At 55.1% G+C, this 21,623-nt stretch carries 22 protein-coding genes; 10 read left to right on the top strand and 12 right to left on the bottom strand.

Going from position 1 to position 21,623, the window contains the following annotated elements; all coding sequences use genetic code 11:
• Window positions 1–24 precede the first annotated feature (24 nt).
• The 8 genes from IXC47_RS10760 (at window position 25) to IXC47_RS10725 (ending at window position 8,196) form a co-directional block, all read left to right on the top strand.
• Window positions 25–225: an oxidoreductase-like domain-containing protein gene (locus tag IXC47_RS10760; RefSeq protein ID WP_195875636.1), complete on the top strand. Its 201-nt coding sequence runs from the start codon at window positions 25–27 to the stop codon at window positions 223–225.
• A 136-nt stretch (window positions 226–361) separates the two neighbouring features.
• Complete coding sequence (locus IXC47_RS10755; RefSeq protein WP_175624369.1) at window positions 362–520, top strand: hypothetical protein; 159 nt, start codon at window positions 362–364, stop codon at window positions 518–520.
• A gap of 143 nt (window positions 521–663) precedes the next feature.
• The gene (locus IXC47_RS10750; protein WP_407651109.1) at window positions 664–1,398 is read left to right on the top strand and encodes a CerR family C-terminal domain-containing protein; all 735 of its coding nucleotides are present in this window, start codon (window positions 664–666) and stop codon (window positions 1,396–1,398) included.
• The gene (locus tag IXC47_RS10745) at window positions 1,395–2,849 is read left to right on the top strand and encodes an efflux transporter outer membrane subunit (protein WP_195875634.1); all 1,455 of its coding nucleotides are present in this window, start codon (window positions 1,395–1,397) and stop codon (window positions 2,847–2,849) included. The genes IXC47_RS10750 and IXC47_RS10745 overlap by 4 nt, the downstream gene beginning before the upstream one ends.
• Window positions 2,850–2,881: 32 nt before the next feature.
• Window positions 2,882–4,072, top strand: coding sequence for an efflux RND transporter periplasmic adaptor subunit (locus tag IXC47_RS10740; protein WP_195875633.1), 1,191 nt, complete (start codon window positions 2,882–2,884; stop codon window positions 4,070–4,072).
• 8 nt (window positions 4,073–4,080) lie between these two features.
• Window positions 4,081–7,209: an efflux RND transporter permease subunit gene (locus IXC47_RS10735; protein ID WP_195875632.1), complete on the top strand. Its 3,129-nt coding sequence runs from the start codon at window positions 4,081–4,083 to the stop codon at window positions 7,207–7,209.
• Window positions 7,209–7,964: a PIG-L deacetylase family protein gene (locus IXC47_RS10730; protein WP_195875631.1), complete on the top strand. Its 756-nt coding sequence runs from the start codon at window positions 7,209–7,211 to the stop codon at window positions 7,962–7,964. The genes IXC47_RS10735 and IXC47_RS10730 overlap by 1 nt, the downstream gene beginning before the upstream one ends.
• The gene (locus IXC47_RS10725; protein ID WP_230089501.1) at window positions 7,942–8,196 is read left to right on the top strand and encodes a hypothetical protein; all 255 of its coding nucleotides are present in this window, start codon (window positions 7,942–7,944) and stop codon (window positions 8,194–8,196) included. The genes IXC47_RS10730 and IXC47_RS10725 overlap by 23 nt, the downstream gene beginning before the upstream one ends.
• A 30-nt stretch (window positions 8,197–8,226) precedes the next feature.
• On the opposite strand, the gene IXC47_RS10720 is transcribed toward IXC47_RS10725, so the two are convergent.
• The gene (locus IXC47_RS10720) at window positions 8,227–8,712 is read right to left on the bottom strand and encodes a hypothetical protein (RefSeq protein WP_195875630.1); all 486 of its coding nucleotides are present in this window, start codon (window positions 8,710–8,712) and stop codon (window positions 8,227–8,229) included.
• A 198-nt stretch (window positions 8,713–8,910) separates the two neighbouring features.
• Between IXC47_RS10720 and IXC47_RS10715 the strand changes: the two genes are divergently transcribed.
• A complete protein-coding gene (locus tag IXC47_RS10715) occupies window positions 8,911–10,011 on the top strand; it encodes an acyltransferase family protein (RefSeq protein ID WP_175624362.1) in 1,101 nt (366 codons plus the stop codon).
• Window positions 10,012–10,015: 4 nt separating this feature from the next.
• Here IXC47_RS10715 and IXC47_RS10710 read toward each other — a convergent pair whose 3' ends face one another.
• The 7 genes from IXC47_RS10710 to IXC47_RS10680 form a co-directional block, all read right to left on the bottom strand.
• Window positions 10,016–11,725 (bottom strand): phosphoethanolamine transferase, encoded by a 1,710-nt coding sequence (locus IXC47_RS10710; protein ID WP_407651110.1) that lies wholly within the window; start codon window positions 11,723–11,725, stop codon window positions 10,016–10,018.
• A gap of 97 nt (window positions 11,726–11,822) precedes the next feature.
• Window positions 11,823–13,067 carry a sensor histidine kinase gene (locus IXC47_RS10705; protein WP_195875628.1) on the bottom strand — a complete coding sequence of 415 codons (1,245 nt, stop codon included), beginning with the start codon at window positions 13,065–13,067 and terminating at the stop codon, window positions 11,823–11,825.
• Window positions 13,057–13,740 carry a response regulator transcription factor gene (locus tag IXC47_RS10700; protein WP_175624359.1) on the bottom strand — a complete coding sequence of 228 codons (684 nt, stop codon included), beginning with the start codon at window positions 13,738–13,740 and terminating at the stop codon, window positions 13,057–13,059. The genes IXC47_RS10705 and IXC47_RS10700 overlap by 11 nt, the downstream gene beginning before the upstream one ends.
• A gap of 97 nt (window positions 13,741–13,837) precedes the next feature.
• Window positions 13,838–14,032 (bottom strand): DUF1653 domain-containing protein, encoded by a 195-nt coding sequence (locus tag IXC47_RS10695; protein WP_175624358.1) that lies wholly within the window; start codon window positions 14,030–14,032, stop codon window positions 13,838–13,840.
• Between the two features lie 13 nt (window positions 14,033–14,045).
• The gene (locus IXC47_RS10690; RefSeq protein WP_195875627.1) at window positions 14,046–14,324 is read right to left on the bottom strand and encodes a hypothetical protein; all 279 of its coding nucleotides are present in this window, start codon (window positions 14,322–14,324) and stop codon (window positions 14,046–14,048) included.
• 66 nt (window positions 14,325–14,390) lie between these two features.
• On the bottom strand, window positions 14,391–15,530 hold the full coding sequence (locus IXC47_RS10685) for a PQQ-dependent sugar dehydrogenase (RefSeq protein WP_195875626.1): 1,140 nt from the start codon (window positions 15,528–15,530) through the stop codon (window positions 14,391–14,393).
• 158 nt (window positions 15,531–15,688) lie between these two features.
• Window positions 15,689–15,937, bottom strand: coding sequence for a DUF6139 family protein (locus IXC47_RS10680; RefSeq protein ID WP_175624355.1), 249 nt, complete (start codon window positions 15,935–15,937; stop codon window positions 15,689–15,691).
• A gap of 341 nt (window positions 15,938–16,278) precedes the next feature.
• Here IXC47_RS10680 and IXC47_RS10675 point away from each other — a divergent pair, with 341 nt between their 5' ends.
• On the top strand, window positions 16,279–16,488 hold the full coding sequence (locus tag IXC47_RS10675; protein ID WP_175624354.1) for a hypothetical protein: 210 nt from the start codon (window positions 16,279–16,281) through the stop codon (window positions 16,486–16,488).
• On the opposite strand, the gene IXC47_RS10670 is transcribed toward IXC47_RS10675, so the two are convergent.
• The 4 genes from IXC47_RS10670 to IXC47_RS10655 form a co-directional block, all read right to left on the bottom strand.
• Window positions 16,453–17,265, bottom strand: coding sequence for a ParA family protein (locus IXC47_RS10670; RefSeq protein WP_195875625.1), 813 nt, complete (start codon window positions 17,263–17,265; stop codon window positions 16,453–16,455). The genes IXC47_RS10675 and IXC47_RS10670 overlap by 36 nt on opposite strands.
• A 172-nt stretch (window positions 17,266–17,437) precedes the next feature.
• On the bottom strand, window positions 17,438–18,958 hold the full coding sequence (locus tag IXC47_RS10665; protein WP_195875624.1) for a PepSY domain-containing protein: 1,521 nt from the start codon (window positions 18,956–18,958) through the stop codon (window positions 17,438–17,440).
• Between the two features lie 8 nt (window positions 18,959–18,966).
• On the bottom strand, window positions 18,967–21,129 hold the full coding sequence (locus IXC47_RS10660; RefSeq protein WP_195875623.1) for a TonB-dependent receptor: 2,163 nt from the start codon (window positions 21,127–21,129) through the stop codon (window positions 18,967–18,969).
• A 29-nt stretch (window positions 21,130–21,158) separates the two neighbouring features.
• Window positions 21,159–21,596, bottom strand: a complete 438-nt coding sequence (locus IXC47_RS10655) for a copper chaperone PCu(A)C (RefSeq protein ID WP_195875622.1) — start codon at window positions 21,594–21,596, stop codon at window positions 21,159–21,161.
• Between the last annotated feature and the right edge of the window lie 27 nt (window positions 21,597–21,623).

Raw genomic sequence — 21,623 nt, 5'->3', positions numbered from 1 at the left:
TTCCGGAATCCGCTAACGAGGTCTATGAGTAAAACCAGCGATACGACTGCGCCAGTTCCGCCCGTACGTCCCGATAACGACGAGTGCTGTCATAGCGGTTGCGAGCCCTGTATCTTCGATTTGTATGAACTCGAAATGGAGAAGTATCGCGCCGCGCTGGCGGAGTGGGAAAAGAAGCATGTACCGAAAGTGCGCACATTGCCGAGGAAGGCCCGCCGTTCCTGATTAACAGCTGTTGGCTACGTAGGACTGCGCTGACACGTAGTCGGCTGTTAATCCTATAGTTTCCCGAACCCATCTTGGCTACATTGGCATCTGATCCAGAAATGCCGGATCTGCCAGATTGAGACAGGGGGACACGATGTTATCTATTGCCAAGCTTTTATCTACCGGGGGAATTATTTCCTCCATAGGCTGGTTTGCCATGAAACCGGATTTTGCTGCGGTATTACTCGGCATTTTGTCATTGTCTGCCCTGATGATTACTTTCCTCCCTGTCCGCGCAGATAGCACCCGCTAAGTCTTGCATCCGGGCGCACGGCATGCAGATAGCGTGTCCTGCTCTCCGGAGCAATTCCTGTTTGGCAACCATTCTTCTCAAATAAACACAATCAAACGATTTAATTAAATCAAACGTTTGATTTATGTGTTCTAATGCGAGGCATGAATTCTGCCGACCATAAAACCCCTCCCCCAGCCGCCCAGCAAGGTGCCGAGTCTTCTTCCGTCGATGGTGACGCGCGTAAGCAGCGTTCCGATGGTGCCGAAGCGCGTGCGCGCTTGCTGCTGGCAGCTTTGCGCTTGTTCGCCGATAAAGGCTTCAGCAAAACTTCGACGCGTGACATCGCCCAGACCGCGGGCGTGAATATCGCCGCGATCAAATACTACTTTGGTGATAAAGCGGGTTTGTATCGCGCGGTTTTTACTGAGCCTATGGGCAATCCCTGTGACTTCATGATGTTGGTTGAGCAGGATATGACTTTGCGTGAATCGTTGCGGGGTTTCTTTGCCGGTTTCCTCGAGCCATTGAAGCAGGGTGATCTGGTGCAGCTATGCGTGCGTCTGCATTTCCGCGAAATGCTGGAGCCCACAGGTTTATGGGCCGAGGATATCGATAACAACATCAAGCCTGCACATGCAGCGATGGTAGCAATGCTGGCGCGGTATCTGGAAGTAAAAGAAGCCGATGATGAAATCCACAGACTCGCTTTCTCCATCGTCGGCCTGCCACTGCAAATGTATATTGCACGCGATGTGATCGATGCGATTCGTCCTAATTTGATGGCGAGCCCTGCTCAAATTGATGAATGGGCTGAGAGAATCACCGCCTATGCCGAAGCAATGACCGAGTTTGAAGCGCAACGTCGTCGTGCGTTGATCAGTAAGAAAAAATCATGAAGAACACAAAATTACTTGCCTGCCTGAGCTTGCCTATCTGGCTCGCTGGTTGCGCACTGACTGCACCGCCGGATAGCGTTAGCGTGCAAACACCGAACAAATGGTTTGCACCGCTGCCAGTCAAATCGGTTGCTGCTGCACCTGAAGTCGAGAACCTGCCGCATCACGGTACTCTCACCGATTTGTCAAAATGGTGGGAGCAGCAGAACGATCCGCTGCTGGTCGAGTTGATCCAGTCGGCACAAGCGGTTAGCCCAACCGTGGCAACTGCGGTATCGCGCATAGAGCAATCGCGTGCGACCAGTGTATCTGCTGGTGCAGCGCTGGGCCCCAAGCTGGATGTCACGGCGAGTGTGCAGCGTACTAACTCACAACCACCGCTGCCATTGGGAACCACTTCGCAAGCAGCTTTGCAGCCCTCGTGGGAAATAGACCTGTTTGGTGCGAATCGTGCGACTGCGCGTGCAGCACAAGCACGTCTGCAAGGTGCGCAGGCGAACTGGCACGACGCACGTGTTTCGGTCGCAGCAGAAGTCGCGAATCGTTACTACAGTCTGCGTACCTGCAATAAGCTGGAGATCGTGACCCGTGCGGATGCAGATTCACGCGCGGAAACAGCACGTTTGTCGGAGCTGAGCGCGAAAGCAGGTTTCCAGGCACCGGCCACCGCAGCATTGGCACGCGCCAGCGCAGCGGAAGGCCAGGGTCGTGCAACTCAGCAAAGCGCCCTGTGCGATCTGGACGTCAAGGCTTTGGTTTACCTCACTGCGATGGATGAACCGGTCTTGCGTCGCAAGTTGGCCGATAGCACTGCGCCATCGGTCGATGCAACGGTACTGAATATCGACAGCCTGCCAGCGCAAACCTTGTCGCAGCGCCCGGACGTATTCATCGCCGAACGTGAAGTCGCAGCTGCCAGTGCTGAAGTCGGTAACGCACAAGCACAACGTTATCCGCGCCTGACGCTGAGTGGTTCGATCGGCGCTGGTAGTTTCCGCTCGGGTGGCACGACCACCAATATGGAAACCTGGTCAGTAGGTCCACTCTCTTTGTCTTTGCCTATCTTTGACGGTGGTACGCGGGTGGCGAATGTGGAAGCAGCCAAGGCGCGCTATGAAGAGGCGGTCGTTGCTTACCGTGCCAGCGTGCGGCAGGCAGTGCGCGAAGTGGAAGAAGCGCTGGTCAATCTACAGAGCACTGCGTCGCGTAGTGAAGATGCACGCATCGCGGTTGAGGGTTATCGCGCTTCGTTCAACGGCACACAAAGCCTGTATCAGAACGGACTGGCCAGCCTGATCGACCTCGAAGATTTACGTCGTACCCGTCTTGCCGCAGAACTGAACGCCACCACGCTGGAGCGTGAGCGCATGTCGGCTTGGATCGCCTTGTACCGCGCTGCTGGCGGTGGCTGGGTTAATCCGCAAAGTACGGCCGCCACAACAACGAAATAAAACCATCCTGAATTTAATTGACGGACGCATACATGAAACGTTTCAACAAAAAAACCATCGTTATCGCTGTGGTCGCCGTATTGGTGCTGGCAGGGATAGTACTCGTAGTCGGTGGAGGTAAATCCGACGCGAAGAAGAAAGACGAAACCGGCCCTAAACCGGCATTGGCGGTGACCACCGTCCAGCCATCACAAGCCAGCCTGCCGATTTACCTGACGGCGAACGGCACCGTGACGGCGTGGCAGGAAGCCATCATAGGCAGTGAGTCGAACGGCCTGAAGCTGACCGATGTGCGGGTCAACGTCGGTGACGTCGTGAAGCGCGGTCAGGTACTGGCGACCTTCTCGGTTGCATCAGTGAACGCCGAGTTGGCGCAAGCACGTGCCAGCCTGATGGAAGCCGAAGCAAATGCGGCTGATGCGAAGAACAATGCAGAGCGTGCACGCACACTGGAAACCACTGGTGCGTTGAGCACGCAACAGATCAACCAATACCTGACCACCGAGCAAACCGCCAAGGCCAAGGCTGAAGCAGCGAAAGCATTGCTGGCAGTGCAGGAAGTCCGCTTGTCGCAGACCCAGGTTGTGGCATCGGATGATGGTGTGATTTCTGCACGCAGCGCGACGGTGGGTGCCGTCGTCAGCGCCGGTACCGAATTGTTCCGCCTGATACGACAAGGACGCCTGGAGTGGCGTGCAGAAGTGACGTCGGCTGAGCTTGGCCGTATTAAAACCGGCACAGTCGCTCTGATTACCGCTGCCAACGGCACACAAGTCAAAGGCAAGGTGCGCATGATTGCGCCGACCGTGGATGCACAGAATCGCGCGGCGCTAGTGTATGTCGATCTCGCGCCAACCGCAGCGGATGTGGCGCCGGTACGTGCCGGTATGTTTGCGACAGGTCAGTTTGATCTGGGCAACTCGACCGCGGTGACGGTACCGCAGCAGACCATCGTGATACGCGACGGCTTCAGCTATGTGTTTCGCATGAATCCGGATAACCGTGTGACGCAGATCAAGGTGCAGCCGGGACGTCGTTTGGCGGATCGCATCGAGATCATCTCCGGTGTGCCGACGGATGCAGTGCTGGTGGCTAATGGCGCAGGCTTCCTGAACGATGGCGATCTGGTGAAAGTCGTCGTGGATACGCCTGCAACCGCAGACAGCACTAAAGAACAAAAAGTAGCGACGCCGCCAGTGGGCGCGACCGCTGCGACCAAATAGGAGCACGCGTGAATTTTTCCTCGCTTTCCATCAAGAACCCGATCCCGGCAATTATGTTGTTCTTTTTGCTGGGACTCGGAGGCTTGCTCGCGTTCAAATCGAGTGCGGTACAGGACTTCCCTGATATCGAACTGCCTATCGTCATCGTCAACGCTTCCTTGCCTGGTGCTGCACCGGCGCAGCTGGAAACGGAAGTGGCGCGCAAGATAGAGAACTCGGTTGCAACGCTGCAAGGCATTAAAAATATCTATACCAAGGTACTCGACGGCACGGTCACCGTGACGGTGGAGTTCATCCTGGAAAAAAATATTTCAGACGCAGTCAATGATGTGCGCGATGCAGTCGCATTGGTACGTGCAGACATGCCTGCCGATTTGCGCGATCCGTCGGTTACCAAGGTATCTACCGCCGGACGAGTGATCACTACCTTCACCGCAGCAGCTGCTCCGGGCAGCTTCGTCGATGAACAGGAACTCAGCTGGTTCGTGGACAACACGGTCTCCAAACGTTTGCTGGCGGTGCCTGGTGTCGGTTCGGTCAAACGTGTCGGCGGCGTGACGCGTGAAGTCCGGATAGAACTTGATCCGGCCAAGATGTCAGCGCTGAATGTGGCGGCGGTTGATGTCTCGCGTCGTTTGCGTCAGGTACAGCAGGAAGCACCGGGTGGACGTGGCGATGTCAGTGGTGCGGAGCAAGCAGTGCGTACCATCGCGACCGTGAAGACCGCTGCCGAATTGTCGAAGATGGATATCCCGCTGACCGATGGTCATCACATCCGCCTGGAGCAGGTGGCAACCGTGACGGATACCATCGCTGAGCGCCGTACCTCGGCATCGCAGGATGGCCGGACTGTGGTCGGTTTCGAAGTATTCCGTACCAAGGGCGCGAGTGAACTGGCTGTCGCCAAAGGCGCGAAAGAAGCGGTAGCCGAACTGCAAAAGAACAATAGCAATATCGTCTTCAAGGAAGCCATCGATAACGCCAAGCCGATCAAGGAAGACTTTGATGGTTCCATGTCCTTGCTGTACGAAGGCGCATTGCTGGCTGTGCTGGTGGTGTGGTGGTTCCTGCGTGACTGGCGTGCGACGCTGGTGGCATCTGCCGCTTTGCCTTTATCCGTGATCCCGACTTTCCTCGGCCTTGCTTACTTCGGCTACACGCTGAATATGGTGACCCTGCTATCGCTGGCGCTGGTGGTGGGTGTGCTGGTCGATGATGCGATTGTGGAAATTGAAAATATCGAACGCCACCTGAGCATGGGCAAGACGCCTATGCAGGCAGCGATGGAAGCCGCTGATGAAATTGGTATGGCGGTGATCGCGACGACCTTTGCACTGGTTGCCGTGTTCCTGCCGACTGCATTCATGGCGGGTATTCCGGGTCTGTTCTTCAAGCAGTTTGGCTGGACAGCGGTGCTGGCGGTACTGGCCTCGCTGGTCGTCGCACGATTGCTGACACCTATGATGGCGGCTTACATCCTGAAGCCGAAGAAGCACAAAGAGCAGGAAGATGGCTGGCTGATGCAGCGTTACATCAAAGTAATGCGCTGGTGTCTGACCAACCGCCTGAAAACCGCGATTGCTTCCGGTGTGTTTTTTATCGGTTCCATCATGCTGGTGCCTTTGCTGCCGACCGGCTTCGTGCCGCCTACTGATCGTGCACAGACGCAAATCAATATTGAATTGCCGCCGGGTAGTACGCTGAAGGAAACGATGGCGGTCACCGAGCGGGTACGTCTGGCGGTGGCGCAGGATAAAAACATCATCAGCATTTTCAGCTCGATAGGTGGCGGTTCCAGCGGTGATGCATTTGCACCGGGCGCATCGGCGGAAGCACGTCGTGCCGTGATGACGCTGACGACCGTACATCGCAGCGAGCGCAAGGAAAAGATCTCGGATATCGAAGCCAAGATACGTGAGCGCATAGCGAACATTCCTGGTGCACGTTTTACTGTCGGCACACCGGATACCGGCGTCAAGATGCAACTGGTCTTGCGCAGTGAAGATCCATTGGCCTTGTCGGAAGCAGCGAAGAAAGTGGAACGTGAACTGCGTGGCCTGAAAGGCATAGGTAATGTGACTTCCAGCGCCTCGCTGGTGCGTCCGGAAATCATCGTGCGTCCGGATCCGGCACGTGCCGGTGATCTCGGCGTGACTACCTCAGCCATCGGTGAAACAGTGCGCGTGGCGACGGCCGGTGATTATGATATGAATCTACCGAAGATGAATCTGTCCGAACGCCAGGTGCCGATACGCGTCAAGTTGCCGGACAATATGCGTGCCGACCTGGCTGCAATCGAGCGCCTGACAGTACCAGGCCGCAATGGCCCGGTGATGCTGGGTAATGTGGCGTCTGTCTATATGGATAGCGGTCCGGCGCAGATCGATAGGCTGAATCGCAGCCGTAACGTCACGCTGGATGTGGAACTCGGTTCACGCTCGTTGGGCGAATTGAATACCGAAGCACGTGCCTTGCCATCCATGCGCAATTTGCCGCCTGCGGTGAAGATCGCGGAACTGGGTGATGCACAAGAGATGATGCTGTTGTTCAACAGCTTTGGCCTGGCGATGGCGATTGGTGTCTTGTGTATCTACTGCGTGCTGGTTCTGCTGTTCAAGGACTTCATGCAACCGATCACGATTCTGGCTGCCCTGCCACTTTCCATCGGTGGTGCTTTTGTCGCGCTGCTGATCACTGGCCGTGCCTTATCGATGCCGTCGATGATCGGCCTGATCATGCTGATGGGTATCGTGACCAAGAACTCGATTCTGCTGGTCGACTACGCCATCATGGCGCGCCAGCAAGGGATGAATCGCTTCGATGCATTGGTTGACGCCTGTCATAAGCGTAGTCGTCCGATTATCATGACGACGATCGCGATGGGTGCAGGCATGATGCCGCTGGCGCTGGGCTGGGGTGCCGATCCCAGCTTCCGCTCGCCGATGGCGATTACCGTGATCGGTGGTTTGATTACGTCGACGCTGTTGAGTCTGCTGGTGGTGCCTGCGGTGTTTACTTATATCGATGATCTGGAGCACTGGCTGAAGCGCATGATGCGCAAGGCGCGCGGGATGACGCATCACGATGCGCATGACGTAGCCAAGCCTGCAGAGCAACTGGGTACGGAGAAACATTGATGTTGCACTTGCCTGCTGAACGTCCACTACAGTTAGCGCAGTTAGTGTTGCCAGCGCCACTGACACTGGTGGTGCTGGCACCGCATCCGGATGACTTCGATGCGATTGCTATCACGCTGCGTTATTTCCATCAGCGTGGCGACGCCATACATCTGGCGGTGCTGACGACCGGTGCCAGCGGTGTGGAAGATGGTTACGGTGAAGCGTATACTGCTGATGACAAGGCGGCTTTGCGTGAAAAGGAACAGGCGGCGAGTTGCGCATTCTTTGGTTTGCCGCCGGAGCGATTGAGTTTCCTGCGCCTGCCACCGGATGAAAAAGGTAATCCGCGACTGGATGAGGTGAATCAGCGATGCATACGTGATTACCTGGCGGCACGTCAGCCCGACCTGGTCTTCATGCCGCATGGTAATGACAGCAATGTCACGCACCAGCGTACGTATGCCTTGTTTCGCGCTGTTGCCTTGGCCGAGCAATGGAAGCTGTGGGCAGTACTGAATCAGGATGCCAAGACAGTGGCGATGCGCACGGATTTGTACACGCCGTTTGGCACAGCGGATGCAGAGTGGAAGGCTGAGTTGCTGCGTTTGCATGCATCACAGCATCAACGGAATTTGAATACACGCGCGCAAGGTTTTGATGAGCGCGTGCTGGCCGTGAATCGTCGTACCGGGTCAGGTCTTAACGCAGCGTATGCGGAGGCCTTTGAACTGGAGCGTTACGGACCGGAACATGAAACAACAGGAAAGAATTGAAATGGCTTGCGATCACAAAAAAGTGCTGGATCTGGAAAAAGCGGGAAACTGGGAAGAAGCACATGCTTTGGTACAAGTGCACTCGGATGAGTTCTCGTGTCAGATCCACGGCTATCTGCACCGGGTTGAAGGCGACCTCGGCAATGCACGTTACTGGTATGGCCGTGGCAATAGCAGCCTGCCTAAAAATACGCTGGAAGAAGAATTTCAGCGCTTGTATAGCCGCCTGTAATCCTTCCCCTCGGTAGCTCTCTATCCGGCCTTAGCGTGGCCTGCGGTATTCCGCTGCGATCCAGTCCGCCGCACTGCTGCGCGTCAATTTAAAGTGGGGTGCGACGCGTACCTCGGCGATCGGTTCACCGTCCTCGTCGACCGCGCTCAAGGTCGCATAAGGATCATCTTCATCCGGCACGATATCGAGTTTTACCGTGATGCTGGCGGTCGCCGTGTTGATGATCACGCTCTTGTGCAGGTCTGCGTGCAATTGTTGTTCGTGGCGGCGCAAGACTTCGGATGCAGTTTTGACCAGGGTGTGGAACGCGGGTGTATCCAGCGGTTTCGGATTCTTTTTATCGCGTCCCATGGTCCACGGTCCGACCAGCGCCGGTTCGGATTCGCCATCCTTGATCATTTCTACCGCCCAGCCTTCGTCATCTTCATTCTTGATGACGCGCGCGGTCCAGCCGTTGTCGCGCCACAGGCGTGGCTCATTGATAGGGGCGTCGTGTTCTGCGTCTTCGTTGTACATCTGCAATCTTTTATGGTTGGCTACCGGGGTGCATATCATAGTTGGTATTGGCTTCCGCTGCCGCTGTGAGACCAGGCTCCGCTGCAAAAAAGCCTCACAGCGTGTAGACTTGCGCCCTTGCGGCGCTTTTCCGCTGCCCGTCGCCCATCCCCGGATGGCGCGCCTGCACCAAGATTAAATTCCACCAAGTCAGAGTTCATGTCCACTGTTTCAAGAATGCCTTGCGTCGATGCACTCAAGGCCGTTGCCTGCTTATTGATTGTTTTTCATCACCTCGCGTTTTACGGTCCTATGTCGGATATCGCTTATCCGCTCATGCCAACTGTGATAGACCTGCTGTATCAATATGGCCGGATGGCAGTGCAAGCCTTCTTTGTGATCGCCGGTTTCCTGCTGGCGACCAAATTTGCACCGGAAGGTGCGGCCACTGTGAGTCGTCCGCTGAATGCGATTTACCAGCGCTATCTGCGTCTGGTCATCCCCTACCTGGTGGCGTTGGTGTTTGCCATTGTGTGCGCCGCGCTGGCACGTGAGTGGGTAAGCAATGATTCGATTCCGGATGCACCCAGCTTTGCACAATTGTTGCCGCATATTTTCCTGTTGCAGGATTTGCTGGACCAGGAAGCGCTGTCGGCAGGGGTCTGGTATGTCGCCATCGATTTTCAGTTGTTTGCATTGGCTGCCCTGCTCTTGTGGCTGGCAGGGAAAATCGAAGCGCACTATCCGCGCCTGAGCATACTCGGACCACTGTTCATCACGTTGCTGACGCTGGCTTCGCTATTTGTGTTTAACCGTAATCAGGGACTGGACGAAACCGCCCTGTATTTCTTTGGCTCTTATGGCCTCGGTGCATTGGCATACTGGGCGACGCGCCGACCTAAGGGCATGGCATGGCTGGCCGTACTGTGCGCGGTGGTATTGGCCGCGTTGCTGGTGGAGTTCCGTGGCCGCATCCTGGTGGCGGGTTGCGTGATGCTGCTGTTGGGTGTGGCGCGTCAATCTGGTGCATTGGAGCGCTGGATGATGCCGGGCTTCCTGACTTACCTCGGGCGCATTTCGTATTCAGTCTTCCTGATACATTTCCCTTTGTGCATGCTCGTGAATGCAGTGTTCTTTCACTTCTTCCCGCAGCAGCCGATTGCTAACATTATCGGCATGCTGATCGCGGTATGCATCAGCATAGGCGGTGGTGCTTTGTTGTTCCGCTGGGTAGAGAACCGGCCGGGCAGCAAGAAGCGCTTGCTGGCACCGACCGGTTTCCTGGTCGGCGGCATAATAGTCGCCCACCAGATTAGCTGATCGTTCAGATACGGCAGCCTGCAGTCATATCCAGGGCTTTATCGTAGTACTTGGATTCGATTTGCAGCATACCGAGTATCGAGTGGAACAGATTGTCCTGGCTGACTGCATTACCGGCGCGACGTTGCATGCAGTCCTTGTTGACGCCGAAGCTGGATGCAAAGCCGGATGACATCCACATCACCATAGGCACTTCAGTCTGCTCTTTTGGTGCGATCGAATATGGCAAACCATGCAGGTAGATGCCACGTTCACCCAGCGATTCGCCATGGTCGGACAGATACAGCATCGCGGTGTCATACGAATCACTTTGCGTTTTCAGGAAGGCTATCGTTTTGGCCAGGAAGTGATCGGTGTAGAGCACGCCGTTGTCGTAGCTATTGGTAATCTGTTCGCGTGTGCATTTGCTCAGGTCTGAGGTATCGCAAGTCGGCGTGAAGGTACGCATCGCCGCCGGATAGCGACGGTAGTAGGCCGGACCGTGATTGCCGAGTTGATGCATGACGACGAAGAGATTGCCGTTCTTGGCTTTCTGTATCACGCCATCCATATTTTCCAGCATGATCTCATCCAGGCAGCGTTCGCCGTCGCACAGCTTCGGATCCTTGCTGGCACCCAGCATTTGTTCTTCCAGTCCGTCACACACTCCTTTGCAACCAGATTGATTGTCGCGCCACACGGTGTTGATGCCGACTTTGTCTATGATGTGCAGCAGCGATTCATGGCCGCGTATCTTTGCTTCGTCATAGTCGTGACGGCCATAGATGGAGAACATGCAAGGTACCGAGACTTCGGTATTGGTGCCGCATGAAGTCGCGTGCGGGAAATTGACGACGTCCAGCTTGCTGAGCTGTGGCGTGGTCTGGTGTTCGTAACCGTTCAGGCCCCAGTTGGCAGCGCGTGTGGTTTCTCCGACGACCAGTACAAACAGCATTGGTTTGGTGCGACCACCCCAGCCTGCAGCCAGTTTGGCATCATCGCTGATTTTGATCCGTGGGGTATTGGCCTGGGCGGTATCCGCAGCGACTACACGTGACAGGGAAAACAGGTAATTGCTAGGTGTGATCAGGAAGCGGACTTCTTTTTGATTGCGCATCAATGAAGAGAAATCCTGGAAGATCAGCATGGTCGAACCAGCCGCGACCACGATAGCGCCGACTATATATAAGAGGCGGATCGGGATCGCGCGACGCAGAGGCGTGGTGCGCAGACGGAGCTTCCATACCAGTACGCTAGGCAGGATGCCAAAGACCAGCATGTGTACGCAGAAATTAAACGAGAATAGTTCGCTCGCTTCCTTGACGTCGGTACGCAGGATGTTCCTGACCATTTCCGTGTTGAAGAACACGGTGTACTTATTCATATAGTAGGTAGCCGCTGCGGTCACGAGGAACAGTACCGTCAGCAAAGGTTTGCTGGTCCAGCGATTCAGCAGCACCAATAGACCGATCGCTTGCAGTGCGGTGATGGAAACAAACAGGCCCGCACCAAATAACCACGAAGACGGGCTGCTCCAGTCACGGTTGGCTAGTGCGGCAGCGAAGAATAAATAATTGCAGCTCAACGAGAAGAACAGGCTCGCGAGTATGGCCAGCCATTCGACCCGGATTGCAGGCAGGCGGCTAAAGAACGCGCTAACGTAAGAGCGAGGGCCACGGATTTCTAATACTGCACCGGGAGTACCGGCAGCTAGAGGAAGTTTCAAGGCGAGCACCGACTTCAAGGAATGAAGCCGCTACGCTATCGAGAGCGCCGTTAATGCCGCGTTAAGACCAGGAAATGCTTGCTGATTACATCAGGTTGTTATTTGGTTATTGAAGAGCGCTTGCAAATGTAACAATGAAACGACTACCGCCACCGATAGGTGTTTCGTAGCGTATGTCCCAGCCCATGTGATCGATGACCCGTTTAACAATTGCCAGTCCCAGGCCGGAACCGACGTGCTGATTGTCGTGTCCACGAACGAAGCGATCGAACAAACGCGTACGTACATTTTCCGGAATGCCGGGGCCGTCATCTTCAATTGTTAAATCATCAGGGGTCAGCCAGACCTGGACCGTGCCTTGTTCCGTGTATTGGCAGGCATTGCGCAGCAGGTTGCCTATCGCGATCCCGGCCAGTTCAGTGCGGGCATGGACCCAGACATCCTGTGCGGCATGGAACTGCAGTGTGACTGGCTTATCGCCCAGGATTTGCTGGCAGCGCTCGATCTCACGGTCTATCAGGTGCGTCAGCGACAGCTGTGAACCACCCAGCATATCCGGCGACTGGGATAGCAGCAGCAAGGCACCAACCCGCTCAGAAGCTTCGCTCGCGACGCGACGTATGCGTTCGGCCACCTCCAGCTCATCCGGTGCATTGGCCAGTTTCGTTTTCAAAAGCTCGGAAGCGCCCAGCATGATGGTCAGCGGTGTGCGCAGTTCATGGCTGACATCGCCTGTAAACAATTTTTCATCCGCAAGGAAGCGCTGCAATTCATCGGTGCGTTTGGCAAATGCACGCGCCAGGATGCCTATCTCGTTTTCTTTATCCAGCGACGGCAGATCACCGGGTGCGTCGTTGCGTTCGACTGCTTCGGCCAATGCCGTCACCGGTGCCACCAGACGTTTGGCCGAGGTCACGCCCAATGCGATCGAAAGCAGGATGCTGGTGACGAAACCAACGCCCAGTGAGATAAAGATCAGCAGTTCCGTTTCTTCAAAGTCGCTGGTGTCATCGACCACCACGAAATGTTGATCGCCGACCTTGCGTACCACCAGATGCGCTTCGGTTTCGCCGGTTTCTATTTCATGTATGCCGACTGGCAGGTTACGGAAGGTTGGCGGGATTTCTTCGTTGACGTAGAAGCTGATATCCGGCGGTAACTCCAACGTGATCTTGTTGATGTGCTGGGTAATCAGATTGGTCGCCAGCTTATCCAGGTTATGATCTATCAGTTGTGACTCGGCCAGCTCGACCGCAGTATAGGCAGCCAGCGTAAAGAAGCTGCATAGTACGAAAGCGAGCAAGACGAAGGAACCGGCTATACGGTTCTTGAGTGATTGACTAGCTTTCATCGTTATTGATCAGGCGATAACCGCTACCCGGCAGGGTACGCAACATGGGTTGGGCAAAAGATCTATCCATCGCCTGGCGCAGTGCATGAATGTGAGTACGCAAGGCATCGCTGTCCGGCGGATCGTCACCCCATATCTCGCGCAGTATTTCATCTCTTGTAATTAAGGCAGGTGCTTTGCGCATCAATGCTTCCAGCAATTTATAGCCGGTCGGTGTAAGTGCCAGCTTGTGTCCGGCGCGGGTGGCTTCGTTGCGGCTAAGGTCCAGGCGCAGCTCGCCGAATTCCAGGATGTGTTCCACCGTTTCATTGCGGGCACGTCGAACCAGTGCTTTGAGCCGGGCTTCCAGTTCAACCAGCGAAAAAGGTTTGACCAGATAATCATCAGCGCCGACTTCAAAGCCGACCAGTTTGTCTTTCACTGTGTCGCGTGCGGTCAGCATCAGGATGGGGGTTGCCAGGCGTTGTTCCTTGCGTAACTGGCGACAGACTTCGACCCCGTCCAGTCCTGGCAATTCGAGGTCGAGTACGATTACATCGTAGTGCGCGCTGGTGGCGCGGGTGACGCCGGCAGTGCCGCTCAGTGCGACATCCAGCGTGTAACCCAATGGCTCCAGGAAGCCGTACAGATTGGCGACGATATCGGGATTATCTTCGATGATCAGTGCGTACACGTGTTCTTCTCGGTCTGCCTGCTGGTTGGGAATCGTAACGGTGTGCAGTGATTGTAGCCTGCCCTGTACCACGAGTGGAAATGCAAGCCTGGGTTACTTACTCGTCTATGGGCGTGAAGCGTTGCACCGTCTGTCCATTGTGTTCGATTTTCTCAAAGAACACGCTCTCCGGACGTGTCCAGTAGGAGCCGTCGGCAGCCGTGTACACAATCATGGTGACCGTCGGATCGGACTCCAGTTTGGCGGCGCACACGAAATCGTAGATGCCGCCTTTGAAATGTCTGAATTGCATGATGACTCCCAGCTTACATGCGGACGATCCAGCTCGCGACCACCAGCACGACGCCGATATTGATAGGAATGTTGATGCCGGGCTGCGTACGGCCATACGCTTTCATTGCATTTGACACCGCAAATCCACCCCACACCAGCAAATTGCCGCCACCGCGCAACCAGTCCACCTGGTTCACGCCTGTGAGTAATTGATAAACACCCATGACTGCGAAGTAAGTGCACAGCGCGGTGAGTGCGAGCCTGACCTTCTTTTGCGCCAACAGTTCGTCCAGCGATTTACTTGAAAACATAGTAACTCCATTTATAGAGTCGCTATTGTAAGTGAGTAAGGCCGTGCTCAGGGGATGCGTGCAGTTTTATTGCGGCGGCAGCAAGCGTATCAGTTGCCCGTTGCCTTCATCAGTCAGGATGTACAGCAAGCCATCCGGTCCTTCACGTACATCGCGTACACGTTGTTCCAGATCGGGTAGCAGGCGTTCTTCGCGCACGACTTTGCCATCCTTGAGTTCCAGTCGCGCCAGGTAGCGGAATTTGAGCGAGCCGACGAACAGATTGCCCTGCCATGCTTTGCCATAACGCGTGCTGCGCAGGAAAGTCATGCCGGACGGTGCTATCGATGGTGTCCACTGATACAGCGGTTGCTCCATGCCTGCTTGTGCGGTTAGCCCGGCACCGATTTTTCCGCCGCCGTAGTTTTCACCGTAGGTAATAACGGGCCAGCCGTAGTTCTTGCCTGCTTCCGGCCGGTTGATTTCATCGCCGCCTTGCGGCCCGTGTTCATGCATCCATAATCTGCCGTCTGCACCCAGCGTTGCACCTTGCGAGTTGCGATGTCCTATGCTCCAGATCTCCGGCAGTGCACCTGCTTTGCCGACGTAGGGATTGTCCGGTGGTGCAGTGCCATCCTTGCGTATGCGTATGACTTTGCCGTGATGGTTGTCCAGTGTCTGCGCATCCTGCATGCGGCTGTAACGATCGCCCAGCGTCAGGAACAGGGTGCCGTCCGGGCGCTCGACGATGCGGCAGCCGAAGTGTGCGCGGCTGGCAAATTTAGGTTGCTGGCTGAACAGTACTTTGACTTGTTCCAGTTTTTTCAAATCGCTCGACAGGCGCGCCGATGCCAGCGCAGTTGAGTTGCCGCTGCCGCCGGTGCGGGCATTTGCTTCTTCGCTATAGCAAAAATAAATCATGCGGTTCTCGGAGAATTTGCTATCGGTAATGACATCCAGCAAACCGCCCTGCCCGCCGACTTCTATCCTGGGTAAGCCAGTCAGCGGTGCAGACAGTGGCGCGCCAGGCTGGAACACGCGCATATCTCCTGAGCGCTCGGTCAGCAGGATGCGCCCATTGCCGATGAAGGCGAGTGCCCATGGATGGTCGAGGCCTTCTGCCAGTAATTCAGTACGTAGCTGAGCGGTGTTTTGCGCATATGCGCAGACGGATGTGAGTAGGAGTGCGGCGGCGAGGAGATGAGTGCTGATGGATGGAATATGCATACAGGCCTCTGCGCAAGTTGGATTTGAAAACCGCCCGGTACATGCCGGGCGGGATAGCTTATATCAACTCTAAGATCAGCGGGGAAGTGATATTCCGCGGCAGGGGCTGATCTATAACCAGGCCGGGTCACCGGTCCGGTTTCAGTATTCTTTTATTTTTAGCGCGGTGGTTCGTTCGCGAGATTTTTTACACTGGTGATGGCATACCCTTTGGCATTGATTTGTTCGAAAGGATCATCAATCGCAAAATCCGCCAGGTGTTTCGCATCATCTGCCAAGTCGACGCTGCGGTCGGTTGGTTCCCAGTCAGTGTTGACGACTTCTTCCGGTAGCAGCTTACCTTCAGGTACAGCGAGGTAAGAAAAGTGGCCTGCATTTTCAGCTCTTCGATATATATCTATGCGCATGACAAGTCCTTGGAAAAATGAGGGTAAGGTCTTTTGTGACCAGGCTTCACTACAAAGGTTGCGTCATCAGCATAGCCGATCTAAAAGCAGGACGATGGCGTGATATTTGCTATGGATTTCCTCCAGTTAAGCTTTTCGTAAGACTTTTTGGCGGTGGCGGGCTGTAAATCGGGGTTTTAGGCGTAGTTAGTGGCTTTTTTGCACAAAATAAGCCCATTTTTATTGCCTGGTGTTACGTTTTGGCAACCAAATTTGTTAACGCGTGCTAATCTGCCAATTCGTTGCGCCCCTTTATAGCGCAATGCGGACTGCTCCATTTGTGCAGTGTAGAGGAGGTGCTCATGTTGAAATATGATTTTTCTGTGAAAACGCGCGAAGGCCAAAGGCTGGAAAGCATCGTTATCGGCGGTATGGATCGTAGTGATGCGGAGCGCAAGCTACGACAGATGTATCGGCATTGCGAAATACTGCGTTGTGATATCAAAGGTGCGGTGCAGCGTCCCGGCATTGCGCACTCAGTTGACGATATCCTCTCGCTCATCTCGCGTTAATGCCGGTTGCTGGATAAAGCCGTCAGCCAGTAATTCATCGAGCAAGGTTTCATAGTCCTGAGCGCCGCGACTGTTGGGCGCATGTTCGAATATCGTTTTATTGTGAGCAGGACTTTCCGCGAGACTGACGTTCTCTGCGATGCGTGTGCGACATACATCGGCACCGAATTTCTCTTCCAGCACTTTAAGTACTTCCCACGCCATACTGCGTCGCCCGTCGAAGCGCGTCAGCAGGTAGCGACGGTTCACGCGTCGTTTTAGTACGGGCTCCAGCGCGCGCAGGGTTTTTTCGATTTGCATCGCACCCTTGGCGGACAAATGATCGGCCGATACCGGCACGATGATGCAGTCGCACGCAAAAATCGCATTGAGTGACAGCACCCCTATCAGCGGGCAGCAATCAATCATCACCGGTGTGTTTTCTGTGTTGAATTTTTCTGCCCGCAGGTTGGCATTGAGTCGATTGACGACGTCATAGCCTTTGCCGAACAAGGTATCCACCTTGGACAATTCCATATGTGACGGGATCAGACCCAGGCTACTGGTCGATGAACGTTGTACCAGCTCCTTCAATGGCCGATCGCGCTGGAACATGCTGAGTATGGTGTCATCACCCGATTGCGCGGTGAAACCGGCAATGGCGCTTAAATGGGCTTGTGGGTCGAGGTCGATACCGTAGGGTTGGCAACCGCGCCGTGCCAATGCAGCGGCGAGATTCAGGGCTGTCGTGGTTTTACCCACCCCGCCTTTCTGGTTGAATACGGTAACTATCGTCATAAGCCTCCCGGATTCGATGCTGGCGCATCACCGATATCAATCTGTTGACACCGGTTTATCGTGAACTGGCTGTGATCCTGCCGTGCTTTGCTATGAGCTGATACGAGAACTTGCGTAATAGTAACACCATGATTTGTACGAACTGATCTATCTGTGCCAGCGGCTTGATATGTCAATGTGCGCGATGATGTTGGCCGAGCCAGACGCGCAGGCGACGCCAGCCGATGACGATGCCGGTCAGGCTAAGCGCCAGGCCGCCGAGGCTGAGTAGTATCAGTATCGCGTCGCGCCATGCACCGGCTTGCAGCATCACTGGCAAATCCCAGCTATGCAAAAAGCTGAACAACCAGCGTCCTGTGCGCTGCGCCTGATCCGAACTGCTTTCTACATCACCTGTAAACGGATCGAGGTGTACCCAGGTTTGATGCGGTTCATCAAAGCGTATGCGCAATGCGGGCAGGCGTCGTTCCGCGGCTCCCATCATCGCTTCCTGCTGTCGTCCGTAGTAATAAGTGTCGTACTGTGTTAGCACCTGATGATCGCGTATTGGTGCATACATCAATTGCGTTGCGGCCTGCAACAACTCGGCATCACTCCACCGTTCCCGCACTTGATAGCGTCCGCCGTCTTCGATGATCAAACGTGTCGCATTGGCGGCGTTGCGTGCCAGCAGATAAGGACGCCCATGCAATACGCGCCATTCGATTTCATTTGCACGGAACCCTGCATCATTCAATAAATGGATAGCCTGCGTCGCGTCCAGTGACAAGTACGTGATGCCAGGAGTCGTCCCACGATAGGCTGCGCTATTTGGTTTCTCACCGCGTGCATCAAAGATGCCGAGCGGATTCATCGACATCAGGCCGCTGAAGATCCAGGTGAAGATAATCGCGGCAAAGGTCAAGCCGATGATGTGATGCCAGTGCAAATAGGTTTCGCGATACGGCGTGCGCGCACCGGATTTATAGCGTCCGCGAAAACGCCAGCGCCAGATACCTGCCAGCGTACCGGTGACTGCAGTCAGCGTGCCGAACGCAGACAGCACGATCACTATCCAGCTCCAGACCGGATCAACCGGTTTGTCACGAAACATATACAGCCAGTGCAACCACGCGCCGACATAGTTCCACATGCGTTGTGCACGCGGCGCATCCATCACAACTTGTCCGGTGCGATCCGACAGATACAGCAAGGTATGGTCTGCATCATCCATTTGCACCAGATGCAGTGGCCTATGCTGATCGAGTGAGCGTGCATGTGTCCATCTGTCTTCGTGAACGGTGCCGAGATAATGTGCATCAGCATCAGCGACAAAGGCATGAGCACCGGCTAGTGCCAGTTGCTCGTTCATCGCCGGAGCCAGCGCACCGCTGCGTGCATCGACCAGCAAATAATTTCCTTTGCCTTCACGCAAACGGTAATACGGCTGGTTGCGGACAGACGTGAGCACGATCTCCTGCACCTTGTCCGGCGCGGTGCTATGTGTCAGTACCTGATGCAGCGACACACAGCACTGCTGTACCTGCAATGCAGGCATAGCCTGCAATCTCTCCCATGGCGTCAGCTTCGGGTAACCGATGAACAGCATCACGATGCCACTGACAAACCACAAAGCCATCAGCACGCACGCGGCCACACCTGTCCAGCGATGGATCAGGTAAGTCAGGCGTTTGGCGCGTGCGGACAGATTCATACTACGACTCAGAAGCGATAGTTGGCGGTCAACTCGATACGACGTCCCGGACCGTTAAACCATTGCGTGCCGGAGTAGTAAGCAGTGGTGAAGTACTGCTTGTCGAACACATTGAAGCCACGCAGCGTCACCGTGGTATCGCGTGATGCTTTCCATTGCAGTGCTAGGTCAGTCGTGGTGTACGCAGGCATGACCAAAGTATTGGCATTGTCTGCATAGCGTTTGCCGACGTAACGCAGGCCACCGCTGGCAGTCCAGTCGGGAATGAAGTTCCAGCTCAGCCAGACATTGGCCAGGCGTTCGGCGACGTTCGGCGGGACGTTGCCGGCGCGCGATACTGTGCCCGTTGCTGGGCTGCCTACCGGATCAAGGAAGTCATCAAACTTGGCACGCAGGATGGCGGCGTTTGCATCGAGTTGCCAGCCCGGAGCAAAGGCCAGCGCCAATGTTCCTTCCAGTCCGGTAGATGATTGTTGACCGACTTGTATCCTTGCATTGAAGTCATTCGGATCGCGGCTGAGCAGATTATTTTTCTTGATGTTGTAAGCGGCCAGCGTCCATTCCCCCTTCTTGCCCCAGAAGGCCTGTTTGACGCCGATTTCGATTTGCTTGCCGGTAGACAGGTCGAACTTGCTGTTGGCAGCCGTAATCATCAGCAAGCCACCAACCGGATCAGCCGCCTCAGAATATTGCGCGTAAAGTGCAGTATCTGGTTCGATGTTGTAGACAGTGCCGAGACGCCAGCCCACGTTGGAATACTTTTGATCGAATGCGGACGTATTGCTTAACAGATCGGTGCGCGATATATCGGCGTGGTCGTAACGTAAGCCAGCTAGTACTGACCACTTATCGTTCAGTTCCAACCGGTTCTCAGCGAATACGGAGTACTGGTCTGCCTTGTTGCGGTAGCGCGGGATGTAATCGGCGGCGCTGACATAGTTGCCGGCGATTGGGTTGTACGGATCGACTACGGCCGGATTTGGCGAGCTAGCTATCGAGTTACTAGTACGCTGGAATGAACTTGAGCTTACGTCAAAACCAATCGACACCTGATTCTTTAGACCGAAGAGCTTGCCTCGGAAAGTTGCGTCGGTGGTGTTTCCGATCTGAGTTTGATCATGCATGATCCCTGTATCACCGGACCGAACAATTTTTGCTTGCGCGGGATCGTAGACATAGTTTTCCGCATTGCGCCACTGACGCTTGCTGTCTATGTAATACAACTTGCTGCGCACCGTCGTATCCGCATTCGGTGTCCACTCAGCGGACAATTCAGTCCAGCGATCGTCATACTGGATTTTGCTATCGCTGACGTTGTAGTTCTTTTTGCGCAGGGCTTCCAGTTGCTGGCCGTTGACCAATGGCGTGCCGAAGTAGCGCATTGGTTCTTGCCGACCTTGTGCATAGCTGAGCTTCAGACGGAAGTCGGCCGAGACGTCGAGTTGCAATGCGCCGGAAAAACTCAGGTTGCGTGAGTCGCCCATATCAACCCAGCCATCGGAACGATCACCACTGAGATCGACGCGATATGACAGCTTGTCATTGATCGCGCCGCCGCTGCCGAAGCCCAGGCGTTGCGTGTTGTCGGTGCCTATGGTGGCTTGCACTTCATTTTGTATCGCGCCACGAGTTGGCTTTTTCGGTATCACATTTACCACCGCACCAATAGCGCCATCGCCATAGATTACGGAAGCCGGTCCGCGCAATACTTCGATGCGATCAATGGACCAGGTGTCGAACGGAAAGGACACGCCAACGCCACCGTACTGACGCGTGCCGTCATACAGGCGCATGACAGACGTGGTATCGGTAAAGCCGCGAGCGGAAAGCGAGGAGCCGCTATTGCCTGGATGTCCCATGCCGCTGATGCCTGCACTGCGGGTAATGGCGTCGACCAGATTGGCATCGCCGCGCTGTTCCAATTGCTCACGTGTGATGACACTGACGCTGGCCGGTGTCTGGAATGGTGTGAGGTCCAGGTTGGAGCCGGTAGAGGCTGGCGATTTTAAGGTGCCGGCTGGTTCCGGGCTGACCGAGATGCTGGGCAAGGTGGTGGTGTCAGCCGCCGATGCAGAGTGCATCGCCAGCAGACATCCCAGTGTGCAATGCGTGTACAAAACAGCGTGTGCCAGTCGACGTGGCAGCGTGTGGTTTTCAAATACGAGTTTCATTGTTGATCCAAAAGTAGTCTGAAGGGCGCTTAGTGTTTATGCGCGGTGTTGAGTGCGCGCGCTGGGACTTGCAATTCCAGCGTTTCGCGCTTCTTGTCTTTGTCTGCAAATGTCAACGTGAGCGGAATCACATCCCCCTCTTTGACTGGCTGCTTCAGATCGAAAAACATGATGTGATAGCCACCCGGTTTGAGCATCACGTTCTGGCCTGCTGGCAGATCCAGGCTGCTGATCTGACGCATGCGCATGACGTGGTCTTGCACCGCCATTTCATGGATTTCTGCGCGTGCAACAGGTGACTGTGCATCTACCAGACGTGTGCCTTTGGCGCTGTTTAGTTGCATGAAGGCGCCGGTGGCTTTTTGTTGTGGCACGGTGGCGCGTACCCAGGCGTCGCTGACCGTTACTTGAGCAAAAGACGACGCGCAGGCGAGACTCAGCAATGAAGCGAGTAAGAACTTGTTCATATGGATTTCCTCTGATGGAAGATGGAT

The organism is Herminiimonas contaminans (genome assembly GCF_015645465.1).
GTDB lineage: Bacteria > Pseudomonadota > Gammaproteobacteria > Burkholderiales > Burkholderiaceae_D > Oxalicibacterium > Oxalicibacterium contaminans.
The sequence above is the reverse complement of the archived record's forward strand: the minus strand, read 5'-3'. Positions and strand labels throughout refer to the sequence as shown.